This is a genomic window from Anaerovibrio sp. JC8, from assembly GCF_002100115.1.
Lineage (GTDB): Bacteria > Bacillota > Negativicutes > Selenomonadales > Selenomonadaceae > Anaerovibrio.
In genome coordinates, this window is sequence record NZ_ANBM01000005.1 from 273,925 (window position 1) to 292,803 (window position 18,879).

The window sequence follows — 18,879 nt, forward strand, 5'->3', positions numbered from 1 at the left end:
CATTACCTCTTTCGTTATTTGGTTAATCTATCCACTTCATCATAGAAGCTTGGATAGGAAATATCTACACAATCCGGCTCCTGAATCTCCACGCCGGCTCCGGCCAGGCCCAGCACTGCCAGACACATGGCCATGCGATGGTCATTGTAGCTGAAGCACTCCGCCATCTTCGGCACAGTGCCCCCATGGATAACCAGACCATCCTCAGTACCTTCAATATTGCCTCCCAGCCTGGTGAACTGCTGGCAGATTGCCTCCAGCCGGTCTGTTTCCTTCACCCGCAGCTCCCCGGCCCCGGTGATCACCGTATCACCCTGGGCAAACATGGCCGCCACCGCAATAGCCGGAATCTCATCCACCAGCCGCGGAATAATATCCGCCCCGAAGCTGGTGCCATGCAGCTGGGCGTATTTCACCAGCATATCTGCCACCGGCTCACCGCCGCTCTTGCGCTCATTGATAATTGTAATATCAGCGCCCATATCCTGCAACACATCTATTATACCAGTTCTGGTTTCATTTATGCCCACATTTTTCAAAAGCAGCTCACTGCCCGGAATAATGGAAGCTGCCACCAGCCAGAAGGCCGCAGAGCTGATATCCCCCGGCACCACCAGCTCCTCCGGTGCCGTCATTTTCTCAGGAGCCTTGATGGTAATGCTGGTTCCTTCATATTTAAGCTCTACCCCAAAGGCCTCCAGCATCAGCTCCGTATGATTGCGGGACGGATACGGCTCCACCACCGTGGTCTCTCCCTCCGCGAAAAGACCCGCCAGCAGCATGGCCGACTTCACCTGGGCACTGGCCACCGGCATCTCATAGCGATAGCCCTTCAGCCGGCCCTCCACCGGCACAATGGTAATAGGCAGCTTGGTATTGTCCGCCCTGCCCACAATATGGGCCCCCATCCTGCTGAGAGGCTTGATAACCCGGCCCATAGGCCGTTTATGCAAAGAGCTGTCCCCCGTAAACACGGAAACAAATTTCTGAGGGGCCAGCATCCCCATCATCAGACGAAGGGTGGTTCCGGAATTGCCCGCATCCAAAATAGTAGCCGGCTCCTGCAGGCCATGAAGGCCGTTGCCCTCCACTACAAGCTCCGTATCGCTTATTATATCCACCTTGGCCCCCAGAGCCCGCATAACTCCCACAGTAGACAGGCAGTCCGCCGAAGGAAGGAAATTGGTAATATGCACCGGCGTATCACCCAAAGCGGAAAACATCACACTTCTATGGGACACGGACTTGTCCCCCGGAATTATAACCTCGCCCCGTAACGCCTTTAAGGCCTTATTTATAACTCGATTCCCCACTTACTTTTCCTCCTCGTCATTCCATACTGACCAATTGCCGGCCGCCGCTCCCATGGAAAAAGCCGCCTGCAGATTATAGCCGCCGGTATAGGCATCCACATCCACCACTTCCCCGGCAAAATACAGATTCTTTATCAGCTTGGATTCCATGGTCTTTGGATTTATCTCCTTTACATCCACGCCCCCGGCTGTAACAATGGCCTCCGCAATAGGCCGTGTTTTGGTCACGGTCAGGAGCAGCCCCTTCAGCACATTGACCAGACGATGGCGCTCCTCCTTGGTAATGGAGTTCACCATTCTGTCAGGCTCAAGATAGGCCCCGTCCAGCACCGGCGGAATAAGCCGTCCCGGCAGCAAATCCTTAAGGGCATTCTTCATTTCCTTACGCTGGTATTTCTCAAAATCCCGCAGCACCCGGGCATCCAGCTGCTCAAAGGAAAGGGCCGGCTTCAAGTCCAGCATCAGCTCCACAAAGCTGCCCTCTTCCAAAAGCTGGGCCGTCTGGCGGCTCAGTGACAAAATAATGGGACCGCTGACCCCGAAATGGGTAAACAGCATCTCCCCAAACATATCCGTAATCTTCTTTTCATCAGCATAAAGGGTCACCCGGACATTTTTCAGGGACAGGCCCTGCAAATCCTTCACCCATTCCTCCTCCAGCTCCAGCGGAACCAGGGCCGGCAATGGAGTAACCACCTTATGACCGATATGGCTGGCCATTTTATAGCCATCACCCGTGGAGCCGGTCCCCGGATAAGAGGAACCGCCGGTGGCCAAAATAACAGCTTCCGCCTCAAAGACCCGGCCATCCGCCGTCCTAACTCCCACGGCCTTGTTATTCTCCACCAGTATATCAGTTACCCGTACATCAGTGTACAGCTTGACTCCCAATTCATGAAGCTGCAGCACCATGGCATCCACCACATCTGCGGCCTTGTCGCTCACCGGGAACACCCGGCCTCCCCGCTCCACCTTGGTGGGCACCTCTATGGCATTGAAGAAATACTGCACATCCTCATTATCATAGGCCCGGATACAGCTGTTCAAAAACTTGCCGTTTCCGGGTATATTCTTTATCAGCTCGGGAATCTCCGCCACATTGGTAATATTGCAGCGGCCCTTGCCAGTTATGAGCATTTTCTTGCCGGCCCGCTTCATCTTCTCCAGCAGCACCACCTGGGCGCCGTTCTCCGCCGCCTTGATGGCCGCCATCATCCCCGCCGGCCCGGCTCCTACTACCACAATTTTATCCATATTATTTCCCCGGCTTTCCCGCAATATGCTTCAGCTTGGCCACCTCATCAGCCGTCAGTTCACGGTATTTGCCCCGGCTGACCCCTTCAAGGGTAAGTCCTCCAAAGGCAATGCGCTTCAGGGCGGTGACCTCGTGCCCCACTGCACTGAACATGCGTCTCACCTGACGGTTGCGGCCCTCATGGATTACCACCTTCACCTTGGACCAGTCACCCTGCTCGTTGTATTCCACCAGCCTGGCCTCCGCCGGAGCCGTCATGCCGTCCTCCAGCCTGATACCGGTCCGCAGTTTTTGCAGCTTGTCCGGAGTCACCATGCCCTTCACCCGGGCCAGATATGTCTTGTTCACCTCATAGCGGGGATGCAGCAGACCATTCATCAGCTCCCCGTCATTGGTCAGCAGCAGCAGGCCTTCCGTATCATAGTCCAGCCGTCCGATAGGGTAAATGTACTCATCCACATCCGCCAGCAGCTCCACCACGGTCTTGCGGCCCCGGTCATCCTTTACGGTGCTCAGATATCCCTTTGGTTTATTCAGCAAAAAATACAGCTTGGCCGATTCTGTTCCAATAGCCACGCCGTCAATGGTAATTTCATCATTTTCCTCGGCCTGGGTCCCCAGCTCGGTGACCACCTGCCCATTAAGGCATACCCTGCCTTCCTTTATCAAACGCTCCGCTTCCCGCCGGGAGGCTGCCCCTGCCCGGCTGATGAGCTTCTGTATCCGTTCCATCTATAGACACTCCTTCTTAAATGATTAAAACATAAAGGCCAAATACTGTCTAGTTTTTATTGAAGAAGGACAAAAAAAGACGGGGACAGCTGTCTCCGTCTTTTTCATTCATTTTAGAAGCTGTAATTCATTCCAACATTCCATACCCAGTTTCCTTGGGCAGCCTTGCTGCCGATTCCCAGTCGGCCAACTTCAATATGCCATTCCACCGGACCGTCCTGACGCCTGAAGCCCAGGGCCAGATCCAGCCAGGTGTCCTTGAAGTCATTTTCAAGGGAATTGGACATTCCCCTGGTCATGGTGGCCCGCACACCTCCGGCAAAATCGTGCATAAGGTCGGCCCTTGCATAGAAGGTGCTGCCATGGCCAAACTCCCGGCCCACATTGATGCCAAGGTTTCCAATGAAGGAATTGCTGGCATCCACCGAAACATCGGAGCCGTCACTTAGGCTGTAGTTATAGTCATTTACATGGGCCCACTGGAATCCCACATGTGGCTCCATGTACCAACCGTCCGGCTTTTCCATGCGCTGACCATAAGTAAAGCTGATGGCCTGTCCGTAGGTGCTGTTGTCCCCCTTGGAGAGCACCGCCTGTCCAGGGTCCTGCAAATCAAGGTGGGAAGCAAGTCGTCCGGCCCGAAGGGTTATTTCGGAGTACCTTCCCCCATTGCCCTGCCACAGGCCGTAGGCGGTGAGAATATCATCGTGTGAATCCCCGCTGCCGCATGAATAGCCCTCGCTGCCGTATTTCAGGCCATAGGAAGCCCCCACCGTCCAGTTGGCATTGACCCTGCGATCAAAGCCAATATCCATGCGGCTGTAGGTGGCAGATACATCATAACCAAGATTATCCAATGAGTTCTTGCCTCTGGTAAAGTTCACCCAGAAATCGTTGCCCAAATCCGGGTGCCTTCTAAGCTGAGCCATACGTTTTATTACAGGAGCACCGGCCTGCCGCCAGTATGCCGCCTTGGAGGAGGCATTGCCCAGTGCAGCATACATCTGATTACTTGCTTTATAAAACTGTACACTGGTTATCTTCCAGGTAACGCCGGCATCAGTGGAGGTAACCGTCGGCAGATAGATATAGCCACCGATGGTGCTGGAGGCCCCGGTGAAGGTGGCCTTATTGGCCGCTCCCACCGTAGCCACCGTGGTATCGGTGTCTGTTACCTCGGCTCCCGCTGCCAAAGTCGGGTCATAGTTGATTCTTACAGTATTGGCACGGGTGCCATTTACCACCGTGTCCATCTTAATAACATCACTGGTGTTGTTGGCCAAATCCGTGTTTACATAGAAGTTGGCGTAGCCATCCATATTGGTCAGTACCAGAGTCTTGCCCGGTGCCGAGTAGCCGTTAGCATCCCCCAGACCAAGCCGTACGGTGTCACCCCGGGCATAAGCATCAGTAACAGTAAAGCTAGTCCCGGCCGGAGTAGTTAGATCACCGAAGCTGGCCTCGGCCAGGCCAATATCCAGCAGCTCCAGCTTGCCACCGGTAGCGGCATCTATCTGAGCTTTACCGTAGTCCTCCACCACCATAGTACCACCATTCAAGATAATATGCGCCGTGGTTCGACCTGAATGAACGATGGTTTTCCCGCCATCAGTCAAGGTCAGGCTGGCCCCTTCACCAACTACAGTATCAGCTGTTACACCGCCAGCAACAACCTCCTGTTTGCCGCCGGACATAAGAATAGCGCCATTAGCGGTACCGCCGGAGGCTATGCTTTGCACACCACCGCTATTGATGGTAGTACCGCTAGCCGTGCCACCGGAAGCCACGTCCTGTATACCACCGGAATTAACCGTTGTAAGGACAGCACTGCCATAAACCTTTTGGACAGCCCCCTTGATCAGGGTTCCACCGGAGGCAATTCCCCCGGCTTCCACGGTCTGGACGCCGGCCAAGGCACCGCCCTCCATGGCAATCTGAGTACCACCGGCTTTTATTGTGGTATTAAGGGAAGTTCCGCCACTGCTGACAATCTGGGTGCCACGACTCAAGTTCTCAACCGTGGCCGTACCGCCGCAGTAAACCCTCGTTGAACCGCCACTCTCGATGACGTGCAGATGGTAGCCGTCTGCAATAACCTGCGTGCCGCCGCTCATGGTCTCGATCGTGGCCGTGCCGCCCGAAACGCGCTGCTCGCCGCTGACGAGGGTCTTGATCGTGCCCGAGGCCAGACCTTCGACAGACTGCATGCCGCCGTTCATGACCTCGATTGTGCCGTGGCCCCCTGCGTATTCACCGTTCTCGCTTCTTTTAACGATCTGCGTGCCGCCGTTCATGGTCCTGATCGTGGCCTCAGCGTAGTTACCGACCATTTGCACGCCGTTTTTCATGGTCCCGATGCTGCCCGTGCCGCGGCTGACATCCTGCGTGCCGCCGTTCATGACCTCGATCGTGCCCTCGCCCGGAGACCAGGGGTCGTATAGAATTACCTGCTTGCCGCCGTTCATGGTTTTGACCGTGCCACTGCCCATTGAATCAATAGACTGCACGCCGCCGTTCATGGTCGAGATCGTACCGCCGGCGTTGGCGCTGACTATCTGCAGGCCGCCGCTCATGGTCAGGATCGTGCCCGTGCCGGCCGAGCCTCTAGAATCAATATCAACTATTTGCTTGCCGCCGCTGCTTATGGCCAAGACTATGCCCGTGCCGCCGCTGATATTCTGATTGCCGGAGATGAGGGCCGAGACTGTGCCCGTGGCGCCCTCATAAATTGTCTGATAGCCGTTGTTAGTGATCGCGCTGACCGTGCCCGCCTCGCCCATGACGCCGCTCGAAAGGATCTGGCCGCCGCTGTCGAGGAGGGTGCCCGTGACTATGGCGCCACTCTGGACGATCTGCGTTCCGCCGGAACCGACGGTTATGTCGTAGGCCGTGCCGCCCGCCTCGATTTCCTGCACCCCAATGATATTAGTTGTTGTGCCCCCCTCGTCGTGTCTTTCATAAAGTAGCAGGGTTCCGCCGGAGGTGTAGCCGCCGCTGTCAATATTATGCTGGCCTGTAAGGGTTCCGCCGCTGGTGGCAAGCAGTTTGCCGCCGGAGGTGATGCTGGTATGCTGTGATATGCCGCCGCTGCTTACGATTTGCCTGCCACCGTTAGAGAGAGTCACATTGTTGGTTGTGCCGCCTTGATAGACATACTGTATAGCAGAGCCTCCGGTGACAAGGACGTTCCCCACCAAGCCCTTGATGTGTTGCGTCCCTACCAACGTGCCGCCTATTGTGCCGTCCGCGCCGCCGGAGTTGCAGCCGCCAGCCTCAATCCTATGCGTGCCGGAAAGGATACTGCCTGGCAGGGACTCCAGCAGGCCGCCGGCGCTGACGGTGGTATTCAATGACGTGCCGCCCAATTCGACGTACTGTGTGCCGCCTTGCATGATCGTCGTGTCCTTGGCCATGCCGCTGTTGTGTACAATCTGCAAGCAGTTATTGCTCGTTACCGAGCCGACGCCGCCTGCGAAAATTTCCTGACGGGCATTATGGCCACTTGCCCAGGTCAGACTCGAGATAATGCCAATGCCACCATTGTAGACCCACTGCGTGCCGCCGCTGCTCACGATTCCGACCGTGCCAATACCGCCGCTATTGACATTCATCTTGTCACCGGCGGTCAACATTGCGACTGACACGGAGGTCGTGGAGCCGTCCGGCACATTATAATCTGTCGCCTCAGCCGTGGAATAGAGCTGGGCCGCAAAGGCATCCGTCAGCCCCTGGACCTGTCCCCCCGGAGCCTTCATATCCCGGGCCACATTCACATAGGGCAACGCCACCGGTGCAGTGGTGTTCAGGGCGTTCACCAAGGACATGGCCACCGCCAGCTTCTTCTGAAGATTCCAATTTTTCTTCGAATGACCTTCCATAGGTTTCATACCTTTCCCCAAAATTTTTATGATAATGTCAAACTATTCCAAAAATTTCCATATACACAGTTAAAGTTATCTCACAATTCTTGTGAAGTCAATACCAAATCAAAAAGTGATGGAAAAAACAAAAAAGTGCAGTTCATCTGAACTGCACTTTTTTATATCAGAACTTGTAATTAAGCCCTACATTCCATACCCAGTTTCCTTGGGCAGCCTTGCTGCCGATTCCCAGTCGGCCCGCTTCAATATGCCATTCCACCGGACCGTCCTGACGCCTGAAGCCCAGGGCCAGATCCAGCCAGGTGTCCTTGAAGTCATTATCTATGCTAACGGACCGTCTTTTCGTCATGGTAGCAGTTACACCCCCGGAGAAGTCATGCATCAAATCAGCACGGGCATAGAATATGCCCCCATTATCCAGTGTTTGTCCCACGTTGACTCCCACATTGCCGATAATGGAAGTAGCCCCATCCACGGACACAGCCGTTCCATCGCTTAGATTGTAGTTATACCCGTTCACATGGGACCACTGCAGGCCCACATGAGGTTCCAGATACCAGGAAGCTCCCTTTTCCATTTTCTGGCCATATACAAGGCTTACAGCCTGACCATAGGTGCTGTTGCTGCCACTGCTATAGGCCAGTTGGTTAGGGTCCTGCCAATCCGCATCAGCTCTCATGCGTCCAGCCCGCAGGATGACCTCCGCATAACGGCCGGCATTTCCCTGCCACAGGCCATAGGCTGAGAGAATGTCATCGTGGGAGCTGCCGCTGCCGCAGATATATCCTTCACTGCCATAGCGCAGGCCGTAGGCACCACCCAGGGTCCAGCCACCGCCCACGCAATGATCATAGCCAATATCCAGCTGGTTGTAGGTTCCCCAGGCATTGTGCCCCTGGTTGTCCACCGTGTTCTTGCCACGGGTGAAGTCCACCCAGATATTGCTGTCTTTCACCTTGGACTGACGCAGCTGGGCCATGCGGTTGGTCACAGTCTGTCCCCCCTGACGCCAGGCTGCCATTCTAAGAGAACCCTGACCCAGGGCCGCATACATCTGCTCAGTAGGTTTGGAATAATAAACAGAAGTAATCTGCCAGGTCTTGCCGTTATCCACCGAGGTAACAACAGGAATATATCCCATACCGCCTACGGTACTTTCAGCACCTTCAAAGGTGGCAGTGCCCGTCTGCACTGTAGCCACCGTAGTATTGACATCATAAATTTCTGTTTTTTGGGCCAAGGTTGGATCATAGTTAATTCTTATGGTATTGGCCTTGGTACCATTTACCACGTTATTCATCTGGATTAGATCACTCTTGTTGTTCTCCAGATCAGTATTCACATAGAAGTTGGCGTAGCCATCCATATTGGTCAGCACCAGGGTCTTGCCGACAGCAGTGCCCTGGCCCAGCCGCACCGTATCCCCACGGGCAAAGGCATTGGTTATGTTAAAGGTTGTATCTGCCGCCGTATTTATATCACCCAGGCGGGCTTCCGCGTACCCCACATCCAACAGCTTCATGGTACCGCTGATGGCCTCGTCAATTTGGGCCGTACCATAGTCATTTACTACCAATTCACCGCCATTTAAAATGATATGCTCCGTCGTTCTTCCCGAATTAACTATAATTTTAATGCCTTCATTCAGAGGCAGGCTGGCCCCGTCGCTAACAACAGTATCGGCAAGTACAGCTCCGGAGGCAATCAGCAGCTGACCACCAGCCTTAAGAATGGAAGCATTGGCAGTACCGCCGGATGCCACATTCTGCACGGCACCATTATTGATGGTGGTGCTGGTGGCTATACCATATATGGATACATTCTGGGTGCCCCCGCTTTCCAGAATGGTGTTTTTGGCTTGGGCATAATATGTTTTGCCATCTGTCTCATCATATACCCCCTCAACAATTTGCTGGCCGCCGCTCTCGATGATTGTATTCTCTGCCATGCCGCCGAAAATCTTCTGGGACCCGCCATCCTTGACCCGTGTACTGATGATATTCGCATCTGCTTTTATTAAAACTGTCTGTATTCCGCCTGACATAATCACCGTATCAATGGCCGTACCCCAATCTATACTTTGCTCGCCCCCCGACGAAATAATTGTCCCGCTGGCTACACCGCCATAGGACGTACCGCCGATGATGAGATGCTCCAATGATTGGACTCCACCGGAGGAAATAACTGTGCCAAAGGCGGTGCCGCCTCCCAGTTTCTGCTGCCCACTATTCAAGATAACAGTTTGGGAAGCAATGCTGCCCGGATTGACCTCCTGCACCCCAGGCTCAACAATATACTTATCAGGATCATCGTCTGCAATTACTGTACCGCCGCTCACAGTGGTGTTATAGGCGATACCATAAGTTAGTTCACCATCCTTCTGGGTTCCCACATACTGATTGCCAGCTGCCAAAACCCTGGTATTGTAGGCAATTCCCGGCTTGTCCTTGGTACCACGCAGCTCCTGGGAGCCAGCCTGGCGCACAAGTATACCCGTATCAACAGCAGCACCCGCAACGGTAGTATTATAGGCCCTGCCGCCCCCCTGAACTGCCTGCATGGCCGTCGGCATCACGCTGACGCCGGACGCCGTGCCAAAGACATACTGCTGGCCCCTCAGGCTGCCGCCGGAAACCACGCCCCCCGCCGAGACCACAGTGTTTCCGCCCATGGTTCCGTCCGACTCGACAATCTGTTTTCCACCGGAATCGACCATGGTGTTATAGGCATTGCCCCCCGTCAGGACTTTCTGTATGCCTCCCGAATGAACAAAGGTATACCTCAGTTCCGCGGTGGTAGAGCCATCCACCCGGCCGGCATTGCCGTTTTCATCAACTATCTGCATTCCGCCGGCATAGATGTGTGTATCACGGGCTGCACCGGAACTGCTTACTATCTGGATACCGCCGCCGTTAATCTGCGTATTGCTCGTAATACCATTCTCACTAACGATTTGCTTGCCACCAGAGTTAATCGTAGTTCTTATAGCCGTACCGCCTGCATTGACATTCATTGTAGTGCCACCGTTCAAGGTTTTATCAGTTACAGTTCTAGGAGCGCCATCCCCGGCCGGAACATCAATCTCTGCTGCCTGAACAACATTAACATAAGGCAATGCCACCGGAGCGGCGGTGTTCAGGGCGTTCACCAAGGACATGGCCACCGCCAGCTTCTTCTGCAGATTCAAATTTTTCTTTGAATTCCTTTTCATAATATTATCCCCCAATTTTAGCTAATCAGCTGGAAATATCCTTCCGTACTGCCTCGATTACATCCTGCACATACTCCGGTGTAATGCACCGGGTACATTCAAACTCCCGGTCAGTGCCCCGATGATGCGGACAGGCTCCAAAATCTTCATAATTGTGCTCATTGCGCTGGTCGTTGGCACAGCCATTGCAGGTGTGGAACTGCTGCACCCGATACGGGGTGTAAAACTCCGTACCCGGCAGTGAAAAGCCCACTATCATTACCACCGGCACATTGCAGCCCCAGGCCAGCCATGACAGGCCGCTGGGCAGCCCGATGAAAAAATCTGCCCCGGATATGAGGTCAACCCGCTCCTGCAGTGTGCGATTTCCCGTAAAATCCTCACAGCCATATGGAATGGTGTTGCCAAAAATACCATTTTCCACGACCTTGTCCCGATCCACGCACAGTACCCGATAGCCCTGCTTTTTCAGATAATCCACTATCTGCAGCCAGCCATTGGCATTGTTCCAATACTTGGACTGGGCCGTGGCCTGGGTGGCTATGCACACATAGGGCTTTTGTGGCCGGATTTTTTTTGCATTTCTGGAAGGAACCAGTCTGACCCTTTCCTCCCCTGGGAACACCCCCAAAATATATGCCGCATGGGCCTGCAGCCCCAGCCAGTCAACGGGCTGGAGATCCCGGTCATCCCAGGGGGCAAACAGCCCAATATAGTAGGTGGCGTATAAATCCGCCGGTCTTTCCTCATTGGAAATGAAATGCAGTTCCGGGTATCCCGGCTTCAATATTTCTTCATATTTTTTATCAACAATTACATAGAGCTTACACTGGTGCTTTTGCCGAAAAATCTCTGCATAAGGGAACCAGGCCAGCATATCCCCCAGGGCCCGGCCGGCAAACTTCAACAGTACCTTTTTCCCTTTGGCGTTATAGTCATGGGAAAAGATGAGCTTGCCTTCCTTTTTCTTTTTATCATTTTCCGGTGGCTCCTCCCACACCTCCAGCCTAAAGTTGACGAAGAACCGCTTGCTGCTTATGGCCATCACCCCGGAGGCCTTGGCATCATACACTGTCAGATGGCTGGTGCGGTCAATAAACCTTACCCGATAATTTCCCTCGGGAACACTGACCCGCAGCCCCAGATTAAAATCAAAAAACATACCCTTTTTGTCCGTCTTTTGGGTTGGTGTTGCCGGTGGTTCAAAAACCATGTAAGGTTCCGGCTGTGGTCCTTTATTTTCCATTAATAGCTCTCCTTATCTTACCCGCCTTGGGATCCAAATCATAATCCTTCATAAGCCGCTGAACGGTCTGGCAGACCTGGCCGGAGCTGATATAACGGGTACATTCAAATTCCCGTTCCGTGCCGGCATGGCGTGGGCACCAGCCAAAGTCAGCGTGCTTGAATTCCTCGCTGCTGTCCGTCCAGCAGCCGTTGCAAACATGGTAGTTTATCACCCGATAGGGGGTATAGAACTCATTGTAGGGCAGTGTAAAGCCGGAAACCATGATTACGGGTGTTCCGGCCCCCCAGGCCAGCCAGGCCAGACCGCTGGACAGGCCAATAAAGAAGTCTGCATGGGCCAGCACATCCACCCGCTCCTGCAAAGGCAGGCTGCCAGTGAAGTCCTCACAGCCATAAGGGATAGTGTGCCAATGACGGCCGAAGCCGTGAACCTTTTCCTTGTCAATGCACAGCACCCTATAGCCCAGCTGCTTCAGAAATTCAACTGTTTCCAGCCAGCCCCTGGGATTGTTCCAGTACTTGGCATGGCTGGTGGCCTGGGCGGCAATGCACACATAAGGCTCCTTGATGGGCCGCTGGGCTGATGGAGTAAGAACAGGCCGCCGCTCCACCACATCCAGCCCCAATATATATGGTATGTTCAGGGCCAGACCGATAACCCGGAAATCCGTAGGCTGATGGAATCTGTCATCTGCCGGAAAGAATATCCCCATATAATAGGTAGCATAACACTCCGGCGGTATAGTGTCCGGCGGCAGGAAGTTCAGCTCCGGATAGGCCGGGGCAAACAGCTTGCCAATCTCCTCACTCATGGAGCAATAAACCCTGCACTGGTGCTTTTTTCTGAACTCCTCCGCATAGGGGAACCAGGCCAGGATATCTCCCAGGGTCCCCACGGGGAATTTTATATGAACGTTTTTATCCTTCAAATCAAGGTCGTGGGTCAGGGCCAGCTCCCCGTTCTTCCAGATTTCCACCCGAAAGTTGATGTAATATTTTTTGGTGCTGGTGACCATAACTCCCCTGGCATCCGCATCATACAGAATGGAGCTGGTGTCCAGATCCGTAAGGCGCACATGATAGTCGGCATCCCCCGGCAATATTATCCGCGCACCATAGTTGAAATCCAGCTTTACACCGGGCAGGCCACTGTCCATGGTAACCGGACCCGGGTCAAAGCTTGCGTATTTTTTTTCTGACATTATATAGCCTCCAAATAAGTTTGGTCGGAATTGTAGAAATATTTAAACATTTCTCCCCAATCTAAAGTCTATATAAATTTTCAAAAATTTCAAGGGAAATCAAAAAGTGATGGATTTTTCGAAAAAGTGATGGTTTTTAGACCTTTTGACGTTTTTTGTTGCATCTAAACTGCATTTTTTTGCAAAAAAAACAAAAAGAATAACAGCTGCACAAGAACGTGCAGCTGTTATTTACAAATCTTCGGGTATATGAGGTATCATCCCCTCAATATGCCTTCCCCTTGAGGGGAAGGTGTCAGCCGATAGGCTGACGGATGAGGTGTCCCCCTTTAGAAATTATACTTTAATCCCACGCCGCCGGAGTTTTGACGTTTATTTTATGGGATTTTTTGTTCAATGCTGATTCAATCAGGCTTTTATAAGCTGAGCGGCAATATCACAACATTGCTCTATAAACTCCTGTGGAGCATGTTCTACAAGCTTTGCATTTCTGTAATTTACATCCAACACCCTAAGTTGAAACGGCAAAGCATAACCTTCAGTTTTAAGCCCTGAAGGCAATGGAAGCTCTAGCGGATATCCCTTATTTTTGGAAGTTATAGGAATCACAATATGCAGATTGCTTGGCAAAGGAACATCATCGCGATCAATTATCATGGCAGGACGGTAATTCCCTTGTTCATGGCCCTTAGTCGGATTGAAGTTTACTAAAATAATGTCTCCTTGCCTCATTCTATAATTTCTCCTCCAACATCAGAACCCCATGCTTCTTCATTATAGGTACCAACCTCTTCACGGCATATAGAAGCCATTGGTTTTTTATAATGCGATTCAAAAAGTGTCTCGATACTTGTGGCCGGCTTGATAACGATTTTTGACTCATCTGAAGTAATAGTAACACGTGACCCTGGCTGAAATTTAAAGTTTTCCACTAATTCGCGGGGAATTCTAAGACCTAAACTGTTTCCCCATTTGTTCAGTACAACTTCCATATAATCACGCTCCTTTTGATATTCATTGTATATCATTGATAAAATGATGTCAATTAGCGCACTCAGCCCCAACTAAAGGGGACAGCTACAAACCCGTAGCTGCCCCCTGCAGGTCAAACTTAATGTATATTAAAAAACTTTCCCTTCATTTATAAATGAAATAATGTTCACATGGTGGATACCACTTCGCTTTTGGAGTAACCGGTCCAATGTCATCACATATTTTGGATACGAATCCCGTATTCGCTCAAGAGGTCTATATTCCCGTTCTTCCGTAATATTATTTCCATTTTCATCATAGTTGTCATTATCTATATAGCGGGCAACCTGAATATAGAAGTAGTCATTACTATTGTTACGCAAAATAAAGTCTATCTCCAATTTTCCTATGCGACCTACACTAATATCATATCCCCGGCTTTTGGCATAGTTATACACCACATTTTCCAGCACCGGCCCATACTCTATCCTATTATCAGTGTTATTGGCAAAATAAAAGCTGAGATCCGACAAATAATATTTTTCTTCCCCCCGCAGGCTTTTTTTGCTTTTCAAATCAAATCTTGAGCACTTGCTCACAATTTTTGTTTTTTCCAGAATTGACAGATAATTATATACCGTTTCTTTTCGTACATTTGACTTTGTTGTATGGGAAAGGTACTCACATATCCCGGTTATCGACATGGTTGATCCAAAGTTATTTATTATATATTTCTGTATGGTATCAAACAGCAGCCGTTTTTTTATACGTTTATTCTTTCTAATATCCTTCTCGTAGATTTCATCTATGACACTTTTAACATACAATCTTTTATCCGCAAAGGTGTCCAGGCTAACTGTATACGGAAAGCCTCCCTCCAATATGTATTTATCAAACTCCTCCTCCGGGTTGGCGGATACCTCTTTGCCATAAAATCTCTTTATTCCCAGATATTCATCAAAGGACAATGTAGTCATTTCAAACTCTATATAACGCCCAGTAAGCTTTGTTGCCAGCTCTCCAGATAAAAGGTAGCTGTTGCTGCCCGTGATAAAAATCGAATAATCGCCTTCCTCACGATAAGCGTTGAGAACCTCTTCAAAGCCAAGTATATTTTGGATTTCATCAACGAACAAATACTTCATCCCATTTATATCATGGCTTTTTCCATCAATGATTTTTTCCAATTCCTCCGTTTTTCTTACATGTATATATGGCCTTTTATCCAAATGTATGCTGATGATATTTTCCTCATTAACGCCTTGCTCAATAAGCTCCGTTTTTATCAGCTCCATCAAGGATGACTTGCCGCACCTTCGTACTCCAGTAATCACCTTTATTATTTCTGATTCATCATAAAAGCCACGTATCTTTTGCAGATAAAATTCCCTTTTATAGAGTTCTTTCTTCATAAATATCTCACAACTTTCTTAGTTAATATACTGTTTTTCGTTAAACCGTACTTTCTGTAATATTATTGCAAATTAGTTCGGTTTAACTCTCTGTTGGATTAATATTATCCCATTTAAACCGTACTTTCAAGCATTTTTTGTAGTTTAGTTCGGATAGGGCAATGGAGCTACCATAACGGCAGGCAGTCAATTCTTGCCCCCGAAAGGGGGTATGCTTATGACATTATATGACTGTCTAACAATCATATTTCTTGTCACAATTTGCGTCGTCGCAATCAAAGCATAAATAGAAACACCGCCTAAGCTGCAAACTGGAGGCGGTGTTCTATCGTTTCACTATTTGGGGCTGACCGTCTATCGGTAGCACCTTTCTTACGTTTATCATATCAAATACAATGTTTTTGTCAATTTATAAGAGATAAGTATAAAAGGTTGATTTTTTTCTTATAACAATTTTTGATAAATAATAAAGTTAAAAAATAAAAGCACCCTGCTTTCGCAGAGTGCCGTTTTGTATTATTATGGCAAGAAACAGTGCTAATACAGCAAAAAGGGGCAGTTGCCATATTAGGCAGCTGCCCCCTGCTTCATAACTGTGCCTTCCCCTTGAGGGGAAGGTGGTCACGCAGTGACCGGATGAGGTGTCCTCCTCAGAAATTATACTTCAAACCCACGCCGCCGGAGACGCCACGCTTTTTGCCAGCAAAGGCTGTAAGATTAAGGTCCACGGTCCATGGGGAATCCGGCTGAGTAATGGTGGCACCAATTTCAGCTCTGAGGCTGCCACCCTTGACAGAAGCACCACGGATGGCTATGCCAGCAACGGTACCGGTGGCTTCCCCGCCAAATTCATATTCGTAGGCCAGACCGCCGTACCATTTCCACTGGTCGCTGGTGCGCATGGAATAACGGGCACCTACACGGAGAATCTTGCTATTGATGGCATCAAGATCATAATGGCCGCCAGCATCAAAGGACACACCATTGCGGTGGTTGTAGAAGAACTTGCCGTATACATCAAGACTCCGACCGCTGGAATAATCAAAGACCTTGCCATAGCCCACATGGAAGCCATAATAACCAGTACTGGTATTGTAGCCATAAGCATTGCCCATATTATCCGTAAGAACATTGGAAGCATCGTCCTTTATGCTGCCCAGGCGGATACTGCCCTCGATATAGTCCTTCTTCGGGCTGGTCCACTTGCCCAAAAGGCCGCCGCCAGTATAGTGCATGGAACCGTCACCCCTAATATCCCCATTAAAGGTGGAATAGTTCCCCGTTCCATATTCAAAGAAGGCACCATATTCCGTAGTACCGGACTTCTTAACGTTCTGATGGCCAAGGGCCAGAATAGCATTCCAGGTGTGACTATCCACATAGCTGCCAGTCTCCTGACGCATAGAGCCCCCACCCAGCTGGGCAAAGGTGGAAACACCGTCAGTACCGGTATTTGAGGACAAGGACAACCCATCCACAGCCGCACCTACGAAATCATTACCAGCAGACAGGGCCACCATGGAAGCGGTAGCACCCATAACAGTGTTGTGGGCCTGATTGCTGACTTTCTTTTCAATAACCTTATAAACAACATTACCACTGTCATCTAGAGACAATATGCCGGTACCCTTAAGGGCACTGCCAGCGGTATACTTGCTTTCCTTGGTAATATTGCCAGCCTGTACCCGCTCATTTGCCGCTACCTTCTGCTCATCCAGCAAAGTCATGGTATCGCCGGCTTCAAGAGATGTGGTATCGGTGAAAAAAACCTTGGCCGCGCTGACCTTGGTAGTAGACAAGTCGCTTGCCTTTCCGTCAGAAATAGTAACGGCGGCTTTTTCTTTGCTCCAAGGAACTGCCACATAATTCATGGTTTCAAAGTTGGCGATATTCTTTACACTATTTATCATAGTCCCGATGTTCAGGGTATTGCCAGTAATGGCACTGCTATTGCCACCAAATACGCTGGCATTGGATACATCCGCCATGCCATATAGATTAACAATGTTGCCGATGGCAGTTCCCGTCATACTTTCTGTATAACCGCCATAGAGAACATTATTCACCTTGCCCCCGGTCATGGTAATGGTGTTGTTTGTGGCGGAAGTACCCGCCTTGGCACCATAGACCCCGTTCAGCACCTCACCGCCGGTTATGATTACGGTATTGCCGCTGGCTTCCTCACAGCCACCGCCAATAATTGCCCCAACGGTGCCACCATTTAATCTCACAGAGTTATTGTCGGACTTATCCTTGCTCTTGCCACCGTAGACAGTACCATCTACTGTGGCTCCATCCACTGTTACTTTATTTCCGGTGGCGATACCCTGCTGGCTGTAGCCGCCGTAGACATCCTTCTGTACTTTGGCCTCTTGTTCCAGCTTCACTTGGTTGCCGTCAGCCTTCTTGTCGCCATCAGTCTGGCCACCATAGACACTGCCCTTTACTGTGCCGCCGGACACATTGACAATACTGGTATTTACCTCGCCGCTGGTGCTCTTGCCACCGTATACATTGCCGCCCACCTCAGCTGACTGCACCTTGGCAGTATTGCCGTTGCTTACGGTACCGCTGTTGCTGGTGGCTCCGGCCACATCGCCGCCGACACGGCCACCATTGACACTGGCCACATTGCCGATGGCCACGCCACTATCCGTTACAGCCCCCACAGCATTGCCATTAACCTTACTGCTTTCCACATTGACAGTATTGGCGGTGGCAGAACCGCTATCCGTATGGGCCGCATCCACATTGCCAGTTATCAGGCTATTGCCGGTGATATTGGCCTCATTCTTATTTACCAATCCGCTAACCGTCACTGCCCCCACAACATTGCCTTGTACCTTACTTGCGCCGGATACGTTGACCTTGTTGCTTTCCGCTGTACCACTGACAGTGGCGGCACCGATAGCATCCCCCATCACCGTTGTGCCACCCGTTATTTCCTTTGTCTTACCACTGACATCCACCGTCCCGTCAATTCCCCTGGTTACCAGGTATCGGAGATTGCTGTTCTCATAGAAGGCATGCCCTTCGCCCTTCAAAGGGCCAATACTAAACTGGGTACCACTGATGTTTCCCACTGCCGTGCCAAAATCAGACACCAGGGTCATCTGCTTATTGGTTGCCAGTTTTTTTATATTGGTAAAGCTAATATTGGAGGTATCTACATCTGCCCCTGTAAAGTCGATGTTCTTTGTTGCATCCGTTGCATGGTTGATAAGTGCGCCACTGTCCTTCCACTCCACATTGGTGAAGGTGAGCTTTGAAATAACGTTTGATGTGGTCGTATAGGTTATGGCATTCGCACTTTTATCAATTTTACCATTCAGCGTGCCGTCTGCCATTACACCGGCGACAATAGGAGAATTAGTATATGCTTGCGGTTGCAGTGTTCCTGTCACCGTTGGTGTGTCCAAGCCACCATTGGTGGAGGTCAGGAGGTTCGTCGAGCCGCCGGCGGCGCTTGGATTCGTAAGGACGAGGTTGTCCACGTTGATTCTGTTCACATTATTGAATTGTTTTGCTGTCAGTACAGGGGTTCCCCATTTCACTTCCTTAATATTGATGGTCGCAAAGTTCCCCACCGTGCCGCCCGCCGTGTTCGCGCTGGAAAGGTTAAGTGTGTTGCCCGTAACGAGATTACCCGTTCC

11 protein-coding genes are annotated in these 18,879 nt (G+C 50.9%); all 11 read right to left on the reverse strand.

The annotated features are described in order from the left end of the window. Window positions 1-14 precede the first annotated feature (14 nt). Window positions 15-1,313 (reverse strand): 3-phosphoshikimate 1-carboxyvinyltransferase, encoded by a 1,299-nt coding sequence (aroA, locus tag D081_RS07015; RefSeq protein WP_085023467.1) that lies wholly within the window; start codon window positions 1,311-1,313, stop codon window positions 15-17. Then, window positions 1,314-2,567: an NAD(P)/FAD-dependent oxidoreductase gene (locus D081_RS07020; protein WP_085023468.1), complete on the reverse strand. Its 1,254-nt coding sequence runs from the start codon at window positions 2,565-2,567 to the stop codon at window positions 1,314-1,316. It lies immediately after the preceding gene. A gap of 1 nt (window position 2,568) precedes the next feature. Continuing rightward, the gene (locus D081_RS07025; protein WP_085023469.1) at window positions 2,569-3,300 is read right to left on the reverse strand and encodes a pseudouridine synthase; all 732 of its coding nucleotides are present in this window, start codon (window positions 3,298-3,300) and stop codon (window positions 2,569-2,571) included. A 113-nt stretch (window positions 3,301-3,413) separates the two neighbouring features. Continuing rightward, on the reverse strand, window positions 3,414-7,187 hold the full coding sequence (locus D081_RS07030; RefSeq protein ID WP_085023470.1) for an autotransporter outer membrane beta-barrel domain-containing protein: 3,774 nt from the start codon (window positions 7,185-7,187) through the stop codon (window positions 3,414-3,416). Window positions 7,188-7,344: 157 nt separating this feature from the next. After that, window positions 7,345-10,392 carry an autotransporter outer membrane beta-barrel domain-containing protein gene (locus D081_RS07035; protein WP_085023471.1) on the reverse strand — a complete coding sequence of 1,016 codons (3,048 nt, stop codon included), beginning with the start codon at window positions 10,390-10,392 and terminating at the stop codon, window positions 7,345-7,347. A gap of 25 nt (window positions 10,393-10,417) precedes the next feature. Then, a complete protein-coding gene (locus tag D081_RS07040) occupies window positions 10,418-11,638 on the reverse strand; it encodes an autotransporter strand-loop-strand O-heptosyltransferase (RefSeq protein ID WP_085023472.1) in 1,221 nt (406 codons plus the stop codon). Further along, window positions 11,628-12,842, reverse strand: a complete 1,215-nt coding sequence (locus tag D081_RS07045) for an autotransporter strand-loop-strand O-heptosyltransferase (RefSeq protein WP_198941965.1) — start codon at window positions 12,840-12,842, stop codon at window positions 11,628-11,630. The genes D081_RS07040 and D081_RS07045 overlap by 11 nt, the downstream gene beginning before the upstream one ends. Before the next feature lie 408 nt (window positions 12,843-13,250). Beyond that, the gene (locus tag D081_RS07050; protein WP_085023473.1) at window positions 13,251-13,574 is read right to left on the reverse strand and encodes a type II toxin-antitoxin system PemK/MazF family toxin; all 324 of its coding nucleotides are present in this window, start codon (window positions 13,572-13,574) and stop codon (window positions 13,251-13,253) included. Next, window positions 13,571-13,834, reverse strand: a complete 264-nt coding sequence (locus tag D081_RS07055; RefSeq protein ID WP_158087589.1) for an AbrB/MazE/SpoVT family DNA-binding domain-containing protein — start codon at window positions 13,832-13,834, stop codon at window positions 13,571-13,573. The genes D081_RS07050 and D081_RS07055 overlap by 4 nt, the downstream gene beginning before the upstream one ends. A 129-nt stretch (window positions 13,835-13,963) precedes the next feature. Further along, window positions 13,964-15,226, reverse strand: a complete 1,263-nt coding sequence (locus D081_RS07060) for an ATP-binding protein (RefSeq protein WP_085023475.1) — start codon at window positions 15,224-15,226, stop codon at window positions 13,964-13,966. 650 nt (window positions 15,227-15,876) lie between these two features. Next, window positions 15,877-18,879 (reverse strand): autotransporter outer membrane beta-barrel domain-containing protein (locus D081_RS12645; RefSeq protein ID WP_158087590.1); only part of this gene is annotated, 3,003 nt, incomplete at its 5' end.

Bases quoted from the DNA above. Each gene is read 5' to 3' on its own strand.
- D081_RS07020 (WP_085023468.1), bottom strand. From the start codon at position 2,567: ATGGATAAAATTGTGGTAGTAGGAGCCGGGCCGGCGGGGATGATGGCG.
- D081_RS07025 (WP_085023469.1), bottom strand. From the start codon at position 3,300: ATGGAACGGATACAGAAGCTCATCAGCCGGGCAGGGGCAGCCTCCCGG.
- D081_RS07030 (WP_085023470.1), bottom strand. From the start codon at position 7,187: ATGAAACCTATGGAAGGTCATTCGAAGAAAAATTGGAATCTTCAGAAG.
- D081_RS07035 (WP_085023471.1), bottom strand. From the start codon at position 10,392: ATGAAAAGGAATTCAAAGAAAAATTTGAATCTGCAGAAGAAGCTGGCG.
- D081_RS07040 (WP_085023472.1), bottom strand. From the start codon at position 11,638: ATGGAAAATAAAGGACCACAGCCGGAACCTTACATGGTTTTTGAACCA.
- D081_RS07045 (WP_198941965.1), bottom strand. From the start codon at position 12,842: ATGTCAGAAAAAAAATACGCAAGCTTTGACCCGGGTCCGGTTACCATG.
- D081_RS07050 (WP_085023473.1), bottom strand. From the start codon at position 13,574: ATGAGGCAAGGAGACATTATTTTAGTAAACTTCAATCCGACTAAGGGC.
- D081_RS07055 (WP_158087589.1), bottom strand. From the start codon at position 13,834: ATGGAAGTTGTACTGAACAAATGGGGAAACAGTTTAGGTCTTAGAATT.
- D081_RS07060 (WP_085023475.1), bottom strand. From the start codon at position 15,226: ATGAAGAAAGAACTCTATAAAAGGGAATTTTATCTGCAAAAGATACGT.